This window comes from Methylocystis rosea (assembly GCF_003855495.1).
Classification (GTDB): Bacteria; Pseudomonadota; Alphaproteobacteria; order Rhizobiales; family Beijerinckiaceae; genus Methylocystis; species Methylocystis rosea_A.
In genome coordinates this window covers 3,233,213-3,252,511 of record NZ_CP034086.1, presented here as the reverse complement: position 1 = coordinate 3,252,511, position 19,299 = coordinate 3,233,213, and the positions used below count along the sequence as shown (strand labels likewise).

Here is a 19,299-nt window from a genome sequence, read left to right as displayed (position 1 = left end):
AAGACGCGTTTCTTAGCGGCTGAAGGCGTGTTCGGCGGCAGGAAGCAGTTCATGAAATTTTTTCGAGCGACGGCGTTCGTGCTCTTTGCAGCGCTGTTGTTTTCGGTCGCCGCCGTCGGCGCCGAGAGAAGCCGTTCCGTCATTCCGCTGACCTTGAGCGAAGATCAATATTCCGGCGGGCGCATCTACCTGCCGGTCCGCATCGGCAATGTCATGGGAAACATGCGGCTTGACACGGGGGCGTCGAGCACGCGCATCAGGCTGGCGCCCTGGAACAAGGACCTGCCGGTGCTCGGCGCAAGCCTCTCCACGGGAGCCTCAGGCGCGACAATGCGCTGTGACGACGTTGAAGCGCAGAATGTCGAACTCGTCGCCGATCAAGGAAACAACATCGCGCGAGCGAAATATCAACTCACGCGATGTCCGCCTGGCGATGCTGACGACCTTTTGGGGCTCGATTTTTTCAAAGGCGCACGATTCAGCCTCGATATCGATCGCCGCGAACTCGTCTTTTTCGGCGACGCGACGGCGAGCGGCCGCCCGAAGCCGTTTCGGCGGCTGGGACCCGATGGGCGTCTTGTCGGCGTCGACCTGCGCCTGGGCGCCACGGCGGCGGTCGGCCTGTTCGACACGGGCGCCACGGCGGCGGTCGGCCTGTTCGACACGGGCGCGGAAGTCTCGGCCGTCGATCAGCAGTTCATACGCAAGCACAAGGGGCTGTTCACGGCGGTGAAGGCCAAAGCCCGCGCAAGCGGCGTCGGCGGAAAACGCATTTCCTTGCAAGTCTACAAGATCAAGTCGCTTGACCTGGGCGAAGGTCGCGTCCTGCGCGACCTCTATGCGATCTCCTATGACTTCGGCGCCTTGCGCGCCGCGCTTGGCCGCGATGTTTCTTTCCTAATCGGCTACAATCTCATCCGGCGATTCGCGTGGGACTTTGATTTTCGCGCGCCGGATTCGCCGACATGGGACGCGAAGTTGAAATAGACGATCCCGCTGCGCCGCGCGAGCGCAGCGGGTTTCGTGGTGAGTCACAGTCGCACGCGCGTTCAAAAGTTCACTTTCGACGCGAGATAGAAGGTGCGGCCCGGAGAGGGATAGCCATCGGCGAGCACATAGTAGTCATCGAACGCGTTGCGCACGCCCGCCGAGAATTTGATGTTGTCGCCCGGCGTATAATCGGCGTTGAAGTTCGTCAGACAATAAGCGCCGGTCCGATAATACCAATTGCCGTTTGTAATGGTCGTCCAGCGAGCGTCCGCGATTTCCAGGCTTGGCGTCAAGGTCAGCTGGGGAATGGGGCGGTATCCGGCGTAAAGAAACATTTTGAAGTCGGGCACGCCCGTCGGCTGAAAATTGAGGATCGACGGCGAATAGACCCGGCGCCGAATGAAGGTGACATTGCCGCCGAGCGAGAAATCCTCGCGTACGAAATAGTCGGCCGAGATTTCAGCGCCCCAGAACCTCCCGCCGCCGACATTCTGCGACTGTGTGACATTGGCGCCGAACTGCGGCGCAGGCACGCTTTGGATGAGTTTGTCGACAAGGCTGTAGAAGACGTCGACCGACACCCGCATTCCCGGCGCAATAAGACTCGACCAGCCGAGATCGAAATTGGCAGCGCGTTCGGGCATGAGCGTGGGATTGGACGTCGCGCCGCCAAAGCGCGTGCTGAAACGCTCGAAAAGCGTCGGATAGCGGGTTCGGCTCGAGCCGTTGAAATAAATGCGGTCGGTGTCGTTATAGCGCCAGATCGCCGCGCCCTGATAGTTCGGCGCCTGCACGTCGATGGGCCGATAGTCAATGACGCCCTGCGGAACTGCAAAGCCTTGCGCCTGGCGCAGATGCCGCCAATCATAGCTGAAGCCGGCAACGATATCGATGTCCTGCCTCGGATAGAATGTGTTCTCCACGGCCGCTGAATAGGTATCTTCTATGCTGGAGATCAGCGGCTGAGTGAAGCACGGCACGCTGGACACGCAGCCCGAACGCGTGCCGCGAAAATTCTGCCCGAAATTCTCCTGCCACTCGGAATGATTGTCGAGGCGATAGAAGAACAGCGCTTTCAGCGTGTCGATGTCGCCGATCTGCGCGCCCGCCTCAACCTCTGCGCCGAGCGCATAATCCGCATAGGCGCTGTTGAAGGATCGAGGCAGCGACTGATTGATGAAGGAAGGATCGTCATAGGAGACCAGCGAATTGTCGAATTTGCTCCAATAGCCGCGCGTCTTCACATAGGCGGCTTCATTGAGCTGAGTTCTCGACAGGAAATAGAGGTTTTGGACTCGCCAATACGGCCATCGCCAGAAGCGCTGCGTGGCGATGGGATCGGTCGTATGAAGCGGTGCGCCCTTTTGTCCCTCTTGGCGGCTGAAGCTTAGGGAATATTCGTCGGTCGCGTTGGGCGTCACGCCCACGCGCGCGTTGATATTGTAGTCTTGCGTATAGGATTGACTGCGCATGCCCGGTCCCTGAGCGAGCGTCGAGCGATAGCTCGCGGGCAGCATCCAGCCGTCGTAGTTCTGAAAAGTGCCGCTGAGCTGCGCGTAATACATGTCCTTTTTCGTGCCGACGAAGCCGTAGGTCATTGGTCCAAGGAATGTGCCGTCTCGACCAAAGTCGAATCGCGTGCGCCATTCGGCTTCAATCTCTCGGGTGGGTCTGCGCGTCACCAGATTGATCTGGCCGCCCATGCCGCCCGGACCGTCGAGCACCGAGACATAGCCCTTGGCGATTTGCACTTCGGCGATGTCGGCGGTGAGAAAGCGCGCGAAATCGAGTCTGTTGTCGACCGGCAGATAAACGCGAACGCCGTCGACGGTGAGCGGCACCTGCCAGCGATCGAACCCGCGCACATAAATATTTTGCTCATTGCGTGAATTGCCGGAGATCTGACTGTTGACGCCCGGCGCGATATTGACCGCGCTGTCGAGCGTTGGCCGCGCAAAGGTCTCCATCTGTCTGTTGGTGATGGTGTAGCCGCCGAAGGCGTCGGTGTGCTGACTGGGCGTCGGACCATTGTCGATCTTTTCCGATGGAACCGCTTGCGCCGAGCGGGGTTCGCCTGCGCCGTCGCCGGGCTCTGCAGCGCGCGTCGGGACTCCGAGCCGGCGTGCGCCGACTTTGATCTGGCCGAGTTCGAAGGCTTTGGGCGCGTTCACCTCGATCGGCGGCAGCGGCGTCTGCGCGCTCATTGGCGCTGATAGCGAGAGAAGAACGCCGCCTGAAATCGCCGTTGTCGTCAGCAGCCTGGTCATCATTGCCCCCATGGAGATCAGAGAGAGTTGAGGAAAGCGAGCAGCGCGTCGCGCTGGGGTTCGGGAAGATTGCGGAAGGCGTCGGCGGACGACTGCGCTTCGCCGCCGTGCCAGAGGATCGCCTCGACGAGCGTGCGCGCCCTGCCGTCGTGCAGAAAATCGGCGCCGTCTCCGCCTTTGCCCGCGAGGCCCAATCCCCACAGCGGCGGCGTTCGCCAGTCCCTTGGACCAGCCTCGAAATCTTCGCGGCCGTCGGCGAGCCCGTCGCCCATGTCGTGCAGCAGAAGGTCGGTGTAGGGATGGATCTCGACGCCGTTGAGCGCGGGCTGCAGCGAGAAGTCCGCGACATGCAGCGCATCGCGATGGCAGTTCGAACAGCCGATGTCATGGAACAGAACTTCGCCGTCCTTGACGCGCGGGTCGTCGAGATTGCGCCTGGCTGGCGGCGCAAGCGCGCGGATGTAATTGACGACGGCGTCGAGTTGGGCTTCGGTCAATTCCGGCGTCGAAGCGCCGCGATAGCATTCGCTGCGAGTCGGCGCGCAGCTCTCGACAGGAAACAGCGACGAGGTTATGCCGATGTCTTCGACGAAGGCGTTGGCGATCTGCTGCTTGAGATTGGGCTGATTGGCTTTGAGTCCGAAGCGGCCGAGCGTTCTCTGCCCGGTCTCAACGCTGAAGACGAAATTCGGTCTGCCCGCGCCGGCGAGAATTTCGGCGTCGGCCACCGACTCCAGCAAACCCAGGCCGAAGACCGGCGGCGCATTGCGCAGCGACGTCTTCGTCTCGGGCCCGAGCGAACCGTAAGCGAGATTGCGGAAGGAGAGCGTCGGCCGACGAAGCCTTACTGTCGCGCCATCAGAGAGCGCCACATCGAAATCGGCGTATTCGACGACCGCCTGGCCTTCGCCAGCAACGCCGGGAACGCCTTCGGGATTGAGCTGAGCGCCGTATTCAGGATGAACGCGCGGTCCGCCATGCGCGTCCTTTCCCTCGACGCTCAGCCTCGCCGCCATCGTGCGCGCGACGCCATTTTCGCTGTCTGGCGCGGCGCCCCGACCATTCTTGACGTGGCAGGCGATGCAGGAAAGCCGGTTGTAGAACGGACCAAGACCGACGAAGTCGGGATGATCCTGCGACGGTCCGATGACCCAGGCCTGGCGGAAGATGCCGCTGCCCTTGCGAAAGCTTGCGGCATGTTCGCCGTCCAATCCTTCAATCGGCTGGATGAAGGCTTCGGTATCGGGGCCGCTCGTCTCGTAGCGCGCTGCGCCCGCAAGCATCGCGGCGCATAGGAGGAGTCCGAAGCGTTTCATGGCGCCGGCTCCAGGCTTTTGACGAGGTCACGCGCCTGTCGCCGCGCCGCGCCGATCTCCTCGCGCCATTGTGCGAGGTGCTGCGGATCGATGGCGTCGCGACGCGCGAAGCGCTCGAGGAAGGTTCTTGTGCCCGCGTCGCTTTCGGAAACCGGAATGAAGCCGGCGAGTCTCTTCGCTTCGCCCAGCGCCGCCATGGCTTTCGCATTGCCGGCGAATTTTTTCTCGGCGTCGTGAATCTTGCGCCACAGTTCGGCGCTCTCGGCATGGCCTTCGACGATCGCGAGATCGAAGAGCAGCGTGATCAGCGGCGGCCGGCGGCCGCCGATCTCAGAATCATAAACAAGGAGGGTCGAGTCGGGCAGCGCAAAGGGATCGGCAAAGCCCTGCGGCGCGCTTTGATAGGCGTCGGGCCGCGCCGGATGCCGGCGGCTGTCGCGCTCCATCATCAGTCGCTGGCCGTCCGTCGACAGCAGGAAGTCGATGAACGCCTGCGCGGCGGCGACATGCTCGGAGCCGGTGGTCATCGCGACATGGGCGGGCAGAAACGCGGTGCGCTCGGGATAGATCATCTCGACCGCCGCGCCATTGGCTCTGGCGATCTCTGCAAAGAAATCGATCGTCAGCGCGAGCGCCGCTTTGCCTTCTCGCACAGCGGCCGTCGGCGCGACTCCGGAATCGAGCAGCGTCGCCTCGCCGGCCATCTCGCTAAGAAGTCGCCAACCTGCGTCCCAACCTTCGCTCTGCAGAACGATGTCATAGAGCGCAGGCGAAAAGCCGACCTTTGAGGCGATCGGCATGGCGAGCTGGCGCGCATATTCTGGCGACGCGAGGTCGCGCCAGCGTCGCGGCGCGGAAAGGCCGGCCGCCGCCAGCGCGCTTGGATTCGCGACGAACCCATAGCCGGCGACATCATAGGCTTCGTAGAGGCCAGCGGGATCGGACAATTGCTGCGCGCCCAGCCGGCCGGGAAGCGCAGCGCGGTCGACCGTTATCTTGCGAAACGCGCCACGGTCGCGCAGCAGCGCGAAATTCGCCGGCGACGGCGCCCAATAGACATCCGCACCGCCCTGTTCGGGCTTGGCGAGTTCGACAAGCGCGTCGCGGGACTGCTTCCAGACGAATCGAACGTGGATTTGCGGGTGGCCGCGCTCGAACTCCCGCTCGTAACGGGTCGTCAGTTCTTCAGGAAAGCTCGTGACGACGGTGATCGTCTCATTGGCCGACGCGCCAGACGGCGGAGTGCATAGAATGCTGAAAAAGCTTGCGAATGCAGCGACGGCGACAGCGCGGATCATGTGATCGATAACCGTTATGTAGTTAGCTTACATAGTGCTTGACTACAAACGAGCGGTACAAAAGTCAATGTTAGAACTTTAAGCAGCTTATGATCAGTACATGTGCAAAACTGTATGGAAAGATCGATATTGATATGTTTTCAGATGACATAGCGTTGTTCATCAAAAATAGTTATATATTTCAACATGATGAACGGACAAATTTTAGCGCCGTTTGCTGTTTGTTCGTATTGTCGGCTTCAATACAAAATGCGCGAAACGAGGATTCTCCGCCGCCTGGCCGGCGCCGAATTCCCTGCAAAACAAAGGCGTGCGACTTGGCGCGTCATTTGCTGAAAAGGCGCCGGAGGGCGCCCCATGCCAGGCTTTTCAGCAAAAGAATTCCTCTCCGACTGCAGTGAGCATTTCGTCATCATCCTCGGCACGAATGAGATCGCCTCCGCGGTCGCGGCGCGATTGACATGGGAGCGGCGCCGCGTGGTTCTCAGCCATGACGCATACCCGCCGGTCATCCGACGGGGCATGGCCTTCCACGACGCGCTTTATGGAGATCGCGCCGAAGTCGACGGCGTGGTCGCCGATCTGACGCAAACGACTCTGGATGTGGTCGACGTCTTGTCCCGGCCGGGACATGTCGCCGTTTCGCCTCTGCCCTTGACGGATCTCATCCCCCTGCGCGCGCCCGACGTTCTCATCGACGCGCGCATGCAAAAGCACCGCGTCACGCCGGATCTGCGCGGGATCGCAGGTCTCGTGATCGGGCTGGGTCCAAACTTCACGGCGGGCTGGAACTGCGACGTGGCGATCGAGACTCATCCGGCGCACACGGGCGAACTGCTCGAAAACGGCGCCACGCTGCCTTCAGACGGCGTCGCGCGCGTGCTCGGCGGCGTCGGCAAGGAGCGTTTCGTCTACGCGGCGCGCGACGGCGTCTGGCGGACGCCGCTCGACATCGGCGCTCGGGTTTTCAGGGATTATCTGCTCGGCCGACTCGACGGCCTTCCCATCCAGGCGCCGATGGACGGCTTCCTGCGCGGGATCGCGCGTGACGGAGTCCATGGGGCGCGGGGCGTCAAGCTCGTGGAAATCGATCCGCGCGGACGCGCCTCGAACTGGACCGGAACCGACGAACGCGGCCGCGCCATCGCCGAGGCGGTGGTCAGGGCGATCGCTGAGTCGCCGGCGGGGGGACGGAGACCATCGCGGACGAGAGTAACGCTCCACTAACCGAACATTCATCTTAGCCGCGGTTGCTTCCGGCCGTCTTGCCCTGTATCCGGGCGATGAGGCGGGACGCAGGACATGGCCGAAGGCAAGATCGATGCTTCACTGGCGCTGCGTAGCGAGGGCCGACTCCTCGTTGGGCGCGACCGCGTGAAGCTTCTTGAGGCCGTCGCCCTTCACGGCAGCATTACGAAGGCCGCCAAGGCCGTCGGCTTCAGCTACAAGGCCGCATGGGACGCGGTGAACGCGATCAACAATCTCTTGCCGACGCCCGCCTTCATCACCAAGGCTGGCGGCCGAACCGGCGGCGGCGCCGAGGTGACGGAGGAAGGGCGTCGGCTGATCGCCACCTTCCACCGCCTCGAAGAGAAACTTGCGCGTATCTCCGAGACGATCGCCGAAGAGGGTCTCGCGGGCGCCGAGGATTTTCTGCTGTGGACCACGGGCATGACAATTTCCGCGCGCAATGTTTTTCGCGCCGAAGTGACTCAGGTCAAGAAGTGGCCGGTCGACGTCGAAGTGACGCTGCGCGTGTCGGAAAAGGATACGATCCTGGCGATCGTCACCAATGAATCAGCCGAGCGGCTGGGCCTTTCTCGCGGGCGCAAGGCGCTGGCGCTGATCAAGGCGTCCTTCGTCAATCTGGCGCCAGCGGGGGACGCGACGCCGCTGCAGCGCAATTGCTTCCGCGGCATAGTCACGCAGCGGATCGACGCCGAACGCAATAGCGAAATCCTGCTCGACGTCGGTTTCGGAAAGACGATGACCGCGGTGACGCCGCGCCACCTCGTTGAAGACATGGGACTGAAAGAAGGGGACGCCGCGCTGGCGACCTTCGACGCTGCGGACGTCATTTTGGCGGTGGAATAGCGGGTCTGCGACGGCGCCAGCTCCAACTCTGGATACCGGCGCAATTCCGCAATAGTCTCTCGTCGGCGCTTTTCGCAGAAGGCTTGGACTCGAAGGAGCATCCTATGAAGCCAGTTTATTTCATTGCCGCGGCCGCATTATCTTTTTTTGCGACGAACGCGCTCGCCGAAACTAAGAAGCCGACGTCCAAGTGGACGTGCGAGGATTTCCTGGCGGTCGACGACCAATTTCAACCCAAGGTGATCTACTGGTCTTCTGCGCAGAGCAAGAAAGGCAAGCCGCTTGCAACAGACGTCGATATCGAAGGAACGGAGAAGGTCATTCCTATAATCATCGATGATTGCAAGAAGGCGCCGCAAGAGTCCTTCTGGAGCAAGCTCAAGGGCGCTTGGAAAAAGGTCGAGACCGACGCAAAGTCGCTTGGCAAAAAGTTGTGAACCCCCTTGCTGGCCAAATGGAAGGCTGAACAATGCTTGAAACGATCGCGGTCATCCTCATCATCATGTGGCTGCTCGGGCTGGTCTCCTCATATACGCTCGGCGGCTTTATCCACATTCTGCTTGTCATCGCCATCATCGTGATCATTCTGCGCGTCATTCAGGGCCGCAGCATTCTTTAGCGAACGCCGCGCGAGGAACGCTCTCGTTTGGCCGAAGACGAAGGCGGGGAAGCGAGCGCTACGCTGTTCGCTGGCTTTCCCCCGCCCCCGCTCCATGTCGACTCGAAGCGCTCGAAGCGCGTCTCGAGCTCCCATTGCAGTCTGGCTTTTTCGGAACCGGCCAGGAAACGTCGACACTCAGCGGAAGGCGAAGTCCCGCCAAGCTGTGCGTCGAGGCAAGCCGAAACGGGTCGCGCGGCCGCAGGATCGCGCCACAGGCTCTCGCCTGGAAGAAAAGCGTAACTCAGGCTGTTTCGAGAGAGCTGTTTCAAGTCGCGGTAGGAAAGTTGGTAGACGCGCGCGGCGCGCTGATATTCGTGCGTGAGATCGATTCGCGATACGCCCTCGTCGTCGGTCGATAGGGCCGTCGGCACGCCCGCGTTGCGATAGAGCGGGAATGGATGGTTCGCGCCTTCGACGCCGAGAATTTGCGCATTGGACGTGAGATTGATCTCGACCATTATTCCATCGCGCGCCATTCGCGCCATCAGACCTTTGGCGTCGTGCTCGAAGCCGATGTCGACGCCATGGCCGATGCGCCCCGCGCCAGCGACCTCGACCGCCTCGCGAATATGGAAGGTCAGGTCCTTGGGAGGCACGAGCCCCATTGTCAGCTCCCCGGCATGGAGACTGATCCGCGCCTTCGGGTGGCGGCGCCCGATGTCGCCGACGATCCGCATCTGTTCGCTATAATTTCCCAGCGTGATTTCATCGTCCTCAGCCGCGACGAGGTTCAATCCGACGACCGGCCCTTCGCGCGAGGCGAGACGCGCCGCAAGCGCCGTCTGCGCAAACAATTTCGCGCGGTCGACATTGCGATAGACCTGGGCGAGAAACCGTACCGCGACGTCGCATCCGGGCCGACGATGAACCGTGTCGCCGCAGGCGAGACGCCGGTCCTTGTCGGCGACGACGGCGACAACGCTCTCCGCCGCACGCTTGACGAGATCGCCGAGACCTTTGGCGTCGAGCGCCGCGAGCATTGCGTCGGGATCGTCCTTCCAGCCGATCTGCTCGCCAAGATCGCGCGCCTCGCCCATCAGCGGACTGATCATCAATTCGAGATATAGGATGTTCTGGGACGCGGCGCGCTCGACAACCTCCGCGAGGGCGGCGCCGATATTGTTTCCCGTCACGTCTGAAAATCGGAAGAAGCTGTTGAAGAACTGATCATGGCCGCTCACGCGCGCGGTGATAACGTCGCGCATCGACCAAGCGTTGACCGCGTCTCGGTAGGCCTGCGTCGAGCGCAACGCCTCGTCCAGAGGCGGCTTGGACGCGGCGTCGCAAGGCGGCGGCAGCGCGGCCTTGCTCTTGACGTCAAAACACCACCCCTCCGCGCGCGCCCAGGCCAATGCGCTCTCCGCATAGACGGCGCCCGCAAGGTGATTGTGCAAATCGGCGCCTTTCGGCATTTCGACAAGGAAGCTGCGTAGAGCGGCGCCATTGCCGCGCAGGCCTTCCAGCGCCGCGGACGTGTCGCTCACGGCGGCGGCGCGCGACATATCGCGCGCATGGACCGCGCAACCGCCCCATGCGACGGCGAGGGCCGTGCAGAAAATCCGCAACGACGCAGAGCCCAGCAGAAATTCAGCAAGCGAACAACTGAGACGCGAGGTCATGAGCAGCTCCGAGACGCGATTTATTGCGGCTTCTTAGCGAACCGCAACGGCCGCACAGCATTCGACGCCGCAAAATGATTTTTTGCAAAGGAAGCTTGCTCATTTCAGTCGATCTATGACAAGAGTGGCGCTCACAATCCCGGGGAAGCCAGATTTTGGCCAATGTCGATGTCGTCGCGCAAAAACTCAACATACAAGCTGTTTCGCATTCTTTTCATTAACTTTGGCCTGCTCCTCAGTCTCGTCGTCGTTGCGGAGATTGTTCTTCATCTCGTCTACAAGGGCGGCAATCCGTTTCTGGCGCCTGCGAGAAACGAGTTGAGGGTAAGCGATCCGCATTACACCCATGGCCTCAAGCCCAATTTTTACGGCTTCGACGCCTGGGGCTCCAATAAATTTCCCATTTTCACCAATTCACTGGGCTTTAGAGACGCCGCCGTGCGCAGGGTGCCGATGACGGCGGACCGCAAGCGCGTCGTCTTTATCGGCGATTCCTTCACCGAAAGCCTTGGCGTTCCTTACGAACAATCTTTCGTCGGCCTCTTCGCTCAGGCGTTTCCCGCGATCGACGTTCTGAACGCGGGCGTCTCGAGCTACGCGCCGTCGGTCTATTACGAGAAGCTCAAGTATTTTCTCGACTCTGGGCTCACGTTCGACGAGGCCGTCGTCTATATCGACATCTCCGACATACAGGACGAAGCCATTCTCTATTCGTATGATAAAAATGGCGCATTGCAGATGGGCTTGTTTCAGACCGGCTCTGAGGAATGTTCGCCGGTGCCGCGCCCGCCGCTGCCGCGCCCGGAGAAGCGATGGTGGGAGAAAGTCTCCTATGTCGGGGAGTTCCTCGGCCAGATGCGCTATTCGGCGCAATTGGGGAGAGCGATCGAACAGGCGAGCCTCGAGGACTTAGCCAAATCGCGGAGCGTTTATAGTCGCGACTACGCGCGCCCAAGTTGGACCTATAGGGACGATTCCAGCTGCTATGGCGCTCTGGGGATCGAAGCGTCAATCGACAAAGCCAAAAAGCAGATGGATCGCCTGCATGAACTTCTGTCGTCGCGCGGCATCGCGCTTTCGGTTGGCGTCTATCCCTGGCCGCAACAGCTTCTCTACGACGGCGAGAACTCGCGGCAAGCTCGGCTCTGGCGCGACTGGTGCGCGGGCAAATGCAGGAGATATTTCGATCACTTCCCCGACTTTTTTCAATACAAGTCGCAAAACGCTGATTTCCTCAAATCGCTGTATTTCTGGGGAGACTTTCACTTCAACGCCCGGGGCAACGAACTCCTGGCGCGCCAACTCATCAAGAATTACGAATAAGTGCGCGGCCGGCCCGCGACGGCTTTGCAACCTGCGGAAATAACGCGATGGGAGTGACGCTCCCCAGGCCCGGCGCGGCGGACCGGCAGCTTGATACGCCCGGCGATATCCCTTAATTTGCGCCTTCAAATGAGGCGATTTGGAATTTGGTGAAGCATCGCGAAGGTTTGCTGTTCGCGAGCCGCAGAGATCGTGAGGCGACCTGGGGGGGTCTCGTCTGAATGTCGCATGAGGACTATTCGAGAGACCGTTCCGCCGCTATGGGGTCCGATCGATCGTTCGGCCTGGTGATCGCCGCGGCGATCACGGTCATCAGCATGTTGCCGCTTCGGCACGGCGAGGCGCCTCACTTCTGGGGGCTCGCCGCAGCGCTGGGTTTCGCCGCGGCGGCGTTCGCCGCGCCAGCCAAACTGCGGCCGCTGAACCGACTGTGGCACCAGCTGGGCTTGGCGCTGCACAAAATCACCAACCCGATCATCATGGGCGTCCTGTTCTTTGGGGTGATCCTCCCGATCGCGGTGATTTTCCGACTGCGGCGCGCCGATCCGCTCAAACTTTCATTCGACAAGAACGCGACGTCCTACTGGACCCTGCGCAATACCCCCGAAGGGACGAGCGACATGAGCAAGCAGTTCTGAGGAGAGATAAAATGAGTTTCCTGCTCGAACTTTGGGATTATCTCAAAACCAGCAAGAAATACTGGATGGCGCCGGTTCTGGTCATCATGCTGCTGATTGGCGCGCTGATCGTTCTGCAAGGCACCGCGGTCGCTCCGTTCATCTATACGCTGTTTTAAAGCGCGATGCGGATACTTGGCATCTCCGCCTTCTACCACGACAGCGCAGCCGCCGTGGTGGAGGATGGCGAAATTATCGCCGCCGCTCAGGAAGAGCGATTCTCGCGCAAAAAGCACGACTCGCGCTTTCCGCGTCACGCGATCGACTATTGTCTTGAGGCCGCCGGCGCCGCGCCTCAAGATGTAGATTTCGTCGCCTTCTACGACAAGCCGTTCATCAAATTCGAGCGGCTGCTGGAAACCTATATCGCCTTTGCGCCGCGCGGATTCCAGTCGTTCAAGATGTCGCTGCCTCTATGGCTGCGCGAAAAGCTCTTTCAAAAGTCGCTGCTGTTGAAAGAGATGAAGGCCTATTCGGCGGATGTTGACTGGTCGAAAAGGCTGCTGTTCGCCGAGCATCACTTCAGCCACGCCGCCAGCGCCTTCTACCCCTCTCCGTTCAAGGACGCGATCGTTCTGACGATGGATGGGGTCGGCGAGTGGGCGACGACGTCGGTCGCTTTCGGCAGTGACAATCAACTGACCATGCAGCGCGAACTGCGCTTCCCACATTCCCTGGGCCTGCTGTATTCGGCCTTCACATATTACACCGGGTTCAAGGTGAACTCCGGCGAGTATAAGCTGATGGGCCTTGCCCCCTATGGCGAGCCGAAATACGCCGACGTGATCCTGGATAGTTTAATTGACCTCAAGCCGGACGGCACTTTCCGACTCGATCAGTCGTATTTCGATTATTGCACCGGACTGCGAATGACCAACGCCAAGTTCGACGAACTGTTCGGCGGACCGGCGCGCAAGCCGGAGGAACTGCTGACGCAGCGGCACATGGATCTCGCCGCCTCGATACAGGCGGTCACCGAGGAGATCGTCCTCAGGCTTACCCGCGCGCTCGCCAAAGAGACCGGCGCACGCAATCTTTGTCTCGCCGGCGGCGTGGCGCTGAATTGCGTCGCGAATGGAAAACTGCTGCGCGACGGCAGCTTTGACCAGATTTGGATTCAGCCGGCGGCCGGCGACGCTGGCGGCGCGCTCGGCGCGGCGCTCGCCGGCTACTATCACTACAAAAAAAATCCCCGAAGCCTCAACGGCGGCGGCGACGCCATGCGCGGCTCCTATCTCGGTCCTTCGTTCCCGCAAGCCGAGATCGAGCGCCGGCTGCATGCCGTTGGCGCCAGATTCGAGCCGATGGCGGAAGGCGATCTTATCGAAGCGGCGGCGCGGGACCTTGCCGACGAGAAAGCGGTCGGTTGGTTTCAAGGCCGAATGGAATTCGGGCCGCGCGCGCTTGGCGGACGGTCGATCCTGGGCGATCCGCGTTCCGACACGATGCAGAAAACGCTCAATCTCAAGATCAAATATCGCGAATCGTTTCGGCCCTTCGCGCCGTCAGTGCTGCGTGAGGATGTCGCCGAGTGGTTCGAGCTCGAAGGCGATTCCCCTTACATGCTGCTCGTCGCCGACGTCGCCGCAAAACATCGTCACGCAATGACGGCTGAGCAGCAGAATCTGTTTGGCATCGACAAGCTCAATGTGCCGCGCAGCTCCATCCCGGCCGTGACCCACGTCGACTATTCCGCGCGGATCCAGACCGTGCATCAGGAGACGAATCCGCGCTATCACGCGCTGCTTTCGGCGTTCAAGCGAATGACCGCCTGTCCCGTGCTCGTCAATACGAGCTTCAATGTGCGCGGCGAACCCATCGTCTGCACCCCCGAGGACGCCTTCGGCTGCTTCATGGGCACGGAGATGGACACGCTGGTGATCGGCGACTGCTATCTGCGCAAAGATGATCAGAACGCGTCGCTGAAGCACGATTATAAAGAAAAGTTTGAACTGGACTGACCGCATCTGGCGTTTTTCGTGAGCAGATCGGATAGCATTCAATGACTGACTTCTGAGCGCGCGCGGATTTTTGCTCTCCGTCAGGATCTCATCTCCAAATTTAAGTGATCGCTATTGGCGTGATGTCGATCGGCGCCGACGGCTTGACGACGCCGTTCTATGCACAGGAAAGGAACGCCGCTCAGCTTGACGGATTATGCAAAGCCGCGTCTCCTTTTGAAGACTGCCTAAACGCCTGAGATTGCATCGCATTTTTTGTTTATTGATGGAGCGGCAAATGGATTCTGATCGCGTCAATCGGGAAAGTCTTGTCCACAATCTGCGCGACGCCCTGCCCCTCTCCGCTCGCCCCCGGCCGGCGCTCCTTGCATTTCTGCGCGCGCGCGGCGCAATCGGGCGAAGCGCGCCGCGGCTCGTCGTCGTCGACATCTTCGATGCGGGCGGAACGCAGGGTCTGATGTGCCGCTTCGACATCGCTGACGAAATCGACGCCCCTAGTAGTTTCGTCGCCCCGTTGACGCAACTTGCGCTCGATCGCAGGCACCCCTTGGCGCAGCGGCTTGCCGAGCGTCGACGGCATACGCCGCGCACGGGGGCGGCCTGAGGCGACTGCGCCTAGAGCAGGTTCCGAAAAAGTTGACAGACTTTTTCGATGAGAACCTGCTCCAACGATTTTGCTTTTGAGCGATTCCTATCGATCACATGACTATGTTGTCTCGACCCGTACGACGCCCTCGGCGAATGTCGCCGTCAGCATGCCCGGAGTCGCGTGCGCCCGTCCGCATCTCCCCTCGCGATCGACGAGAATGAGGCCGCCGCGGCCGTCTACTCTGTCGACGAGATAGCGTATCGCGGCGCGGGCCGCTTCTTCAGCCTGCATCGAGCGAAATTCGACGAAGCAGGCGGCGGTGCGCGCCAGCGTCGTGCGGATGAAATCCTCGCCGACGCCGGTGCAGGACACCGCGCAACTGACGTTATCGGCGAAGGTTCCCGCGCCGATGAGCGGCGAATCGCCGACGCGGCCGACGCGCTGGTTCACGACGCCGCCGGTCGACGTCGCTGCTGCAAGATCGCCGTTGCGATCGCGCGCGACGGCGCCCACCGTTCCGAGCTTCGCATCGGTCGCGTCAGAATGATCGAGTGCGATCTCGTGCTTTCGCTTCGCCTTGGCGAGCTGCGCGACGCGTTCTTCGGTCCTGAAGTAGTCGTCGCTTTCGATCGCCAGATGCTGCTCTCGGGCGAAGCGCTCGGCTCCCGCGCCAACAAGCAGCACATGGCCGCTCTTCTCCATCACTTCATACGCCAGACGCACCGGATTTCTGACGCCGCGTATCGCTGCGACGGCGCCTGCCTTGAGGGTGCGGCCGTCCATGATCGATGCGTCGCACAAGGCGGCGCCTTCGGCGTTGAGCACGGAACCCCGACCGGCGTTGAAAAGCGGATCGTCTTCGAGCAGCGTGACGCAGTGAACGACCGCCTCGAGCGCCGACGATCTCTTTGCAAGAAGACTGGCGCCCGATTCAACGATCGCGCGCAAGGAAGCCTCATAACGATGCGGATCGCGAATCGCGCCGGCGCCGCCATGGATCATCAGAGAAACGTCGCTCATCGCCCAGCCAGCCGCTTGTCGATGCGTCTCGCGCCTGCGCTATAGTCTCGCGCCTCAAACCTTCGGAGTGAACGCCATGCGCAACCCATTGCTTCTTTCCTTGATCTTTGCAGCCCTTGTGTCGACGGCGGCGTCAGAGACGTCGATCATAGGCAACAAGGATGGGAAGGATATCGTGACGGTGCGTGTCGGCGAAGCGTCACAATCGAAGCAGTCGCTCCCGATCTTCCCTGGAATTTCTACAAAGACCGCCGGCGCAAAGGGACTGTCGTTGCTAAAGGTCGTCATTCCTCCCGGCGGCAAGGCGCAAGCTCACACCCATAAGGGCCATGAGTCCGCAATTTATCTCCTGCAGGGCCGTGTCGAGACGCGGTACGGAGAAAACCTGGAAAAGAGCGTCGTGAACGTCGCGGGCGATTTTATCTTCATTCCTCCTGACGTGCCGCACCAGCCCGTAAACTTGAGCGACAGCGAAGCAGCGATCGCCATCGTCGCCCGCAATGACGGCGACGAACAGGAGCATGTCATTCTCCATCCGACAAAAAAATAGCGGACGCTAATCGACCTCGCGCATCGCAAACTGCGCCTTGACGTCTTGAAAGCAGCCTCGAACGCAAACAGCTGTCGAGGCTTTCAAAACCATTCATTTGCAGGAGGACAAAGCTCGCGAAAGCGCGCTTATGAAACCCCATGTTGACTACCGCCCCATACGCCTCTGAAGGCGTCATGATGGCTCAATGTCGATGCGGTTTAACAACGGCCATGACGCTGAAACCGAAAAATTGCAGGCGATGACGCCCGGGCGTTACGCCTTTCAAATCGCGCCAATGTATTAGGCGCCCACTCAGACATAGCGCTCAGGAGTAGTTCCATGCCTCGGTTTGCGGCCTTCCGAGACGATTCCGCCCTGGACCCCGGTCTGTCAGCGCAGAGCGCGTTTGTTCCTGCATCGGCAAATCCGCCGCGAAACGCGCGCATCTTGATCGTCAGCGACATGCGCCTGTTCAGCGAGGCGCTTGGCTTGCGTCTCGGGCAGCATCAGGGAATGTGCGTTGTCGGCGTCGTCGAGTGTGACGCCGCGCTGGCGGTGGCGGCTGATTTGGAGCCCGATATTGCTCTGCTCGACGTCGGCGAGTTGGAAGGCCTTGCGATCGCGCAAGGTCTCGCCGCGCAGCATCCCGATTTGCAAATCGTCGCCATCGGCGCGCCGGCATCGGCTAGCCCAGCATTGGCGGCCGCCTGTCCCTCGATCGTCGGCGTCATCCCTCGCGAAGGGTCGATTGAAGACGTTGTCGAACTGCTCGAGCGATTGACGGCGGCGCCCGCGATTCATCCCGTCGAGGAGCGTCGGCCTATCGGCAAGGAGGCGCTCTCGTCCGGCGCGGACGCAAAGGACGCGCTTACCGCGCGCGAGCGGGAAATACTTGAACTGATCGAGCGCGGGCTGTCGAATAAGGAGATCGCCCGTCGGTTACGCATTGAACTCGGCACGGTGAAGAATCACGTGCACAATGTTCTGCAGAAGCTGCAAGTGCGCGGCCGTGGCGAAGCGGCGCACTCAATGCGAAAGCGCTCCCCCGCACATGACGGAGAAGCGCTTCATACGCCGATCAATCGGGCACCGCTCGCGCTTGCGACTAAATAAGTCCCGCGGCTCGCAGCTGCATCATGCGCTGGATGATCGCCGGATTGACCCTTTGCATCATCGCAGGATCGATGGCCCACGGCGCTGGCGCGCTCAGCGGAGCAAATCCGTCGATCATCGCTCCCGCCGGCGCCAGTCCCGCGTTCGCCGGCGCAGCCGCGCCCAAAGGCTGAGCCGCGGCGAGACTGGGTGTGCGCTCAAAATCCGGCGCGCCGGCTCCTTCGCGCGTGGAGTCGCCGAGATAGCGGACGCCCGACGCGGCCAACAACGAGAAGAGCTGCGCGACGCGTTGCTCGTTGCGCCCCGTCCGCGCCCCAGCGAGGAGCGGATGGTGCGCGAGAAGCAGCGCCGCCATGCCGGTGACGTGAGGCGTCGCCATCGAGGTGCCGTCCCAAGCCGCATAGCCCCCGCCAGGCACAGTGGAGACAATTGCAACGCCAGGCGCCGCGACAGTGATCTGCGGCCCAAAGCACGTGAATTTCGGCGAGAACATCGTCCCCGCGACAAGTTGCGGAACGACGGTCTGCGCATGGTAGCTGTCAGAAGGAAACTCGTCGAGTTTGCCCATCGCGGCGACCGTCAGCACCGTCGGCAGCATGCCGGGAAACTGCACAGGTCCGCTGGAGTTTCCGGCGGCGACGATGCAGGCGACGCCGCTCTGGCGCGCTTCGGCGATTTTCTGGGCGACGAGTTCGGAAGGATCGCCGCTGCCAAGGCTCATATTGACGACGTCGAGCTGCCGTTCGATGCATTCGTCGAGCGCATCGATAAGATCGCTGAACCGTCCGCCGGGAAATACTTTCAACGCGTGAACTTCCGCCCTCGGCGCAAAGCCGCGAATGCCGGCGACGCCATCGGAGGCGGCCGTAATGATTCCAGCGCAATGCGTTCCATGGCCGATTTGATCGTTCGACCAACTCGTCTTGTCGCCGCCATTGGTGAGATCGGCGCCCCGCGTCACATGGCGCAACTGCGGGTGCGCGCTGTCGCAACCTGAATCGATGATGCCGATCTTGACGCCGGCGCCGGTGAATGAAGGATCGAGCCGGTCGAGCTTCATGAGGCGCTGGCCCCAGCCAACCATGCCGTTTTGAGGAAAGCCGTTGAAGCGTTCGGTCAGCGGACGCAATTGCACCGTGTTCACGGCGCCGGCCTGAAGCGCTGGCCCGCGCAGCATACGATCCCAATGATCGGCGGCAGGTTTGACGTAAATCGCCTGGATGGTCTCGATCGGACCGCCGAACACGGTCACGACGACTTCGCCGCGCTCATTCGTGACGCCTTGGCCCGGAAAGCCCTGGCCATAGACATAGACGGTGGCCTTGGACAGCGGCTTGCCGCCAGCGCCCACGACGCGCAGCTGCACGTCGACTCCGACGCCCGCCGCAATCGGCATGGCTCCGTTGAAGTCGAAAGGACGGAAGTCGTCCGAGGCGCGAAGAAAGGCGTCGCGCTCCACGATGACGTTGGGCGGCGACGACGCCTGCAGCGCGGCGCCGCGCGCAGGGTCCATTTCGGCGACGAGAATTTCGGGCGACTGCGAAGCGGAGCCCCCCGCAGAAAAAGCGGTGAGCCCGCGCGGCTGAATTCGCCGCACAATCTTAACGTCGGGCAGCGCATTGGCGAGATCCATGGCCGAAGCGGGCGCGAATCCTGGCACGCGCCGCGAGGCGATCATGAAGCGCTCGGTGGGGGCTATCGCCATCGGTTCGACCCGCACTTCGGCGCCATTTGTTGACGGCGCGGGCGGCTCTGGGTTGTGGCCATTCGGCGCAGGATTGCTATTGTCGGGACCAGCCATTTCGACTCTCCTAATAAAATTGGGCCAGCCTGCGCATC

At 61.4% G+C, this 19,299-nt stretch carries 18 protein-coding genes; 12 read left to right on the top strand and 6 right to left on the bottom strand.

Annotation, left to right across the window (positions count from 1 at the left end):
* Window positions 1-51: 51 nt before the first annotated feature.
* Window positions 52-987, top strand: a complete 936-nt coding sequence (locus tag EHO51_RS15720) for an aspartyl protease family protein (protein WP_124739671.1) — start codon at window positions 52-54, stop codon at window positions 985-987.
* Between the two features lie 62 nt (window positions 988-1,049).
* Here EHO51_RS15720 and EHO51_RS15715 read toward each other — a convergent pair whose 3' ends face one another.
* Genes EHO51_RS15715 through EHO51_RS15705 form a run of 3 tightly spaced genes read right to left on the bottom strand, consistent with a single transcriptional unit; the run spans window position 1,050 to window position 5,871 of the window.
* Window positions 1,050-3,260 (bottom strand): TonB-dependent receptor plug domain-containing protein, encoded by a 2,211-nt coding sequence (locus tag EHO51_RS15715; RefSeq protein WP_245434632.1) that lies wholly within the window; start codon window positions 3,258-3,260, stop codon window positions 1,050-1,052.
* A gap of 14 nt (window positions 3,261-3,274) precedes the next feature.
* Complete coding sequence (locus EHO51_RS15710) at window positions 3,275-4,573, bottom strand: di-heme oxidoredictase family protein (protein WP_124739670.1); 1,299 nt, start codon at window positions 4,571-4,573, stop codon at window positions 3,275-3,277.
* Window positions 4,570-5,871 (bottom strand): ABC transporter substrate-binding protein, encoded by a 1,302-nt coding sequence (locus tag EHO51_RS15705; protein ID WP_124739669.1) that lies wholly within the window; start codon window positions 5,869-5,871, stop codon window positions 4,570-4,572. The genes EHO51_RS15710 and EHO51_RS15705 overlap by 4 nt, the downstream gene beginning before the upstream one ends.
* 357 nt (window positions 5,872-6,228) lie before the next feature.
* Between EHO51_RS15705 and EHO51_RS15700 the strand changes: the two genes are divergently transcribed.
* From EHO51_RS15700 to EHO51_RS15685, 4 genes are all read left to right on the top strand, one after another.
* Window positions 6,229-7,098, top strand: a complete 870-nt coding sequence (locus EHO51_RS15700; protein ID WP_124739668.1) for a xanthine dehydrogenase — start codon at window positions 6,229-6,231, stop codon at window positions 7,096-7,098.
* Between the two features lie 75 nt (window positions 7,099-7,173).
* Window positions 7,174-7,965: a TOBE domain-containing protein gene (locus tag EHO51_RS15695; RefSeq protein ID WP_124739667.1), complete on the top strand. Its 792-nt coding sequence runs from the start codon at window positions 7,174-7,176 to the stop codon at window positions 7,963-7,965.
* Window positions 7,966-8,069: 104 nt separating this feature from the next.
* Window positions 8,070-8,402 (top strand): acid-activated periplasmic chaperone HdeA, encoded by a 333-nt coding sequence (gene hdeA / locus EHO51_RS15690; protein WP_018406662.1) that lies wholly within the window; start codon window positions 8,070-8,072, stop codon window positions 8,400-8,402.
* A 32-nt stretch (window positions 8,403-8,434) separates the two neighbouring features.
* Window positions 8,435-8,584: a lmo0937 family membrane protein gene (locus EHO51_RS15685; protein ID WP_018406661.1), complete on the top strand. Its 150-nt coding sequence runs from the start codon at window positions 8,435-8,437 to the stop codon at window positions 8,582-8,584.
* Here the strand turns inward: EHO51_RS15685 and EHO51_RS15680 are convergent.
* Window positions 8,581-10,245, bottom strand: coding sequence for an adenosine deaminase family protein (locus tag EHO51_RS15680; protein ID WP_245434631.1), 1,665 nt, complete (start codon window positions 10,243-10,245; stop codon window positions 8,581-8,583). The two genes, EHO51_RS15685 and EHO51_RS15680, sit on opposite strands and share 4 nt — an antisense overlap.
* A gap of 162 nt (window positions 10,246-10,407) precedes the next feature.
* Here EHO51_RS15680 and EHO51_RS15675 point away from each other — a divergent pair, with 162 nt between their 5' ends.
* The 5 genes from EHO51_RS15675 (at window position 10,408) to EHO51_RS15660 (ending at window position 14,810) form a co-directional block, all read left to right on the top strand.
* Complete coding sequence (locus EHO51_RS15675) at window positions 10,408-11,568, top strand: SGNH/GDSL hydrolase family protein (protein ID WP_124739666.1); 1,161 nt, start codon at window positions 10,408-10,410, stop codon at window positions 11,566-11,568.
* Between the two features lie 287 nt (window positions 11,569-11,855).
* On the top strand, window positions 11,856-12,206 hold the full coding sequence (locus EHO51_RS15670; RefSeq protein WP_245434630.1) for an SxtJ family membrane protein: 351 nt from the start codon (window positions 11,856-11,858) through the stop codon (window positions 12,204-12,206).
* 11 nt (window positions 12,207-12,217) lie between these two features.
* Complete coding sequence (locus tag EHO51_RS20560; RefSeq protein WP_014891398.1) at window positions 12,218-12,364, top strand: DUF5989 family protein; 147 nt, start codon at window positions 12,218-12,220, stop codon at window positions 12,362-12,364.
* A gap of 6 nt (window positions 12,365-12,370) precedes the next feature.
* Window positions 12,371-14,206 carry a carbamoyltransferase family protein gene (locus EHO51_RS15665; protein WP_124739664.1) on the top strand — a complete coding sequence of 612 codons (1,836 nt, stop codon included), beginning with the start codon at window positions 12,371-12,373 and terminating at the stop codon, window positions 14,204-14,206.
* Window positions 14,207-14,483: 277 nt separating this feature from the next.
* The gene (locus tag EHO51_RS15660; RefSeq protein WP_124739663.1) at window positions 14,484-14,810 is read left to right on the top strand and encodes a hypothetical protein; all 327 of its coding nucleotides are present in this window, start codon (window positions 14,484-14,486) and stop codon (window positions 14,808-14,810) included.
* A 102-nt stretch (window positions 14,811-14,912) separates the two neighbouring features.
* Here the strand turns inward: EHO51_RS15660 and EHO51_RS15655 are convergent, their stop codons facing one another.
* Window positions 14,913-15,815, bottom strand: coding sequence for an isoaspartyl peptidase/L-asparaginase family protein (locus tag EHO51_RS15655; RefSeq protein WP_124739662.1), 903 nt, complete (start codon window positions 15,813-15,815; stop codon window positions 14,913-14,915).
* A 76-nt stretch (window positions 15,816-15,891) separates the two neighbouring features.
* Between EHO51_RS15655 and EHO51_RS15650 the strand changes: the two genes are divergently transcribed.
* Together EHO51_RS15650 and EHO51_RS15645 are read left to right on the top strand one after the other, a co-directional pair.
* Entirely contained in the window at window positions 15,892-16,365 is a 474-nt protein-coding gene (locus EHO51_RS15650; RefSeq protein ID WP_245434629.1) for a cupin domain-containing protein, read from the top strand.
* 321 nt (window positions 16,366-16,686) lie between these two features.
* Complete coding sequence (locus EHO51_RS15645) at window positions 16,687-17,460, top strand: response regulator transcription factor (protein WP_124739660.1); 774 nt, start codon at window positions 16,687-16,689, stop codon at window positions 17,458-17,460.
* Here the strand turns inward: EHO51_RS15645 and EHO51_RS15640 are convergent.
* Entirely contained in the window at window positions 17,453-19,261 is a 1,809-nt protein-coding gene (locus EHO51_RS15640; RefSeq protein ID WP_245434628.1) for a S8 family serine peptidase, read from the bottom strand. The two genes, EHO51_RS15645 and EHO51_RS15640, sit on opposite strands and share 8 nt — an antisense overlap.
* Window positions 19,262-19,299: the final 38 nt, after the last annotated feature.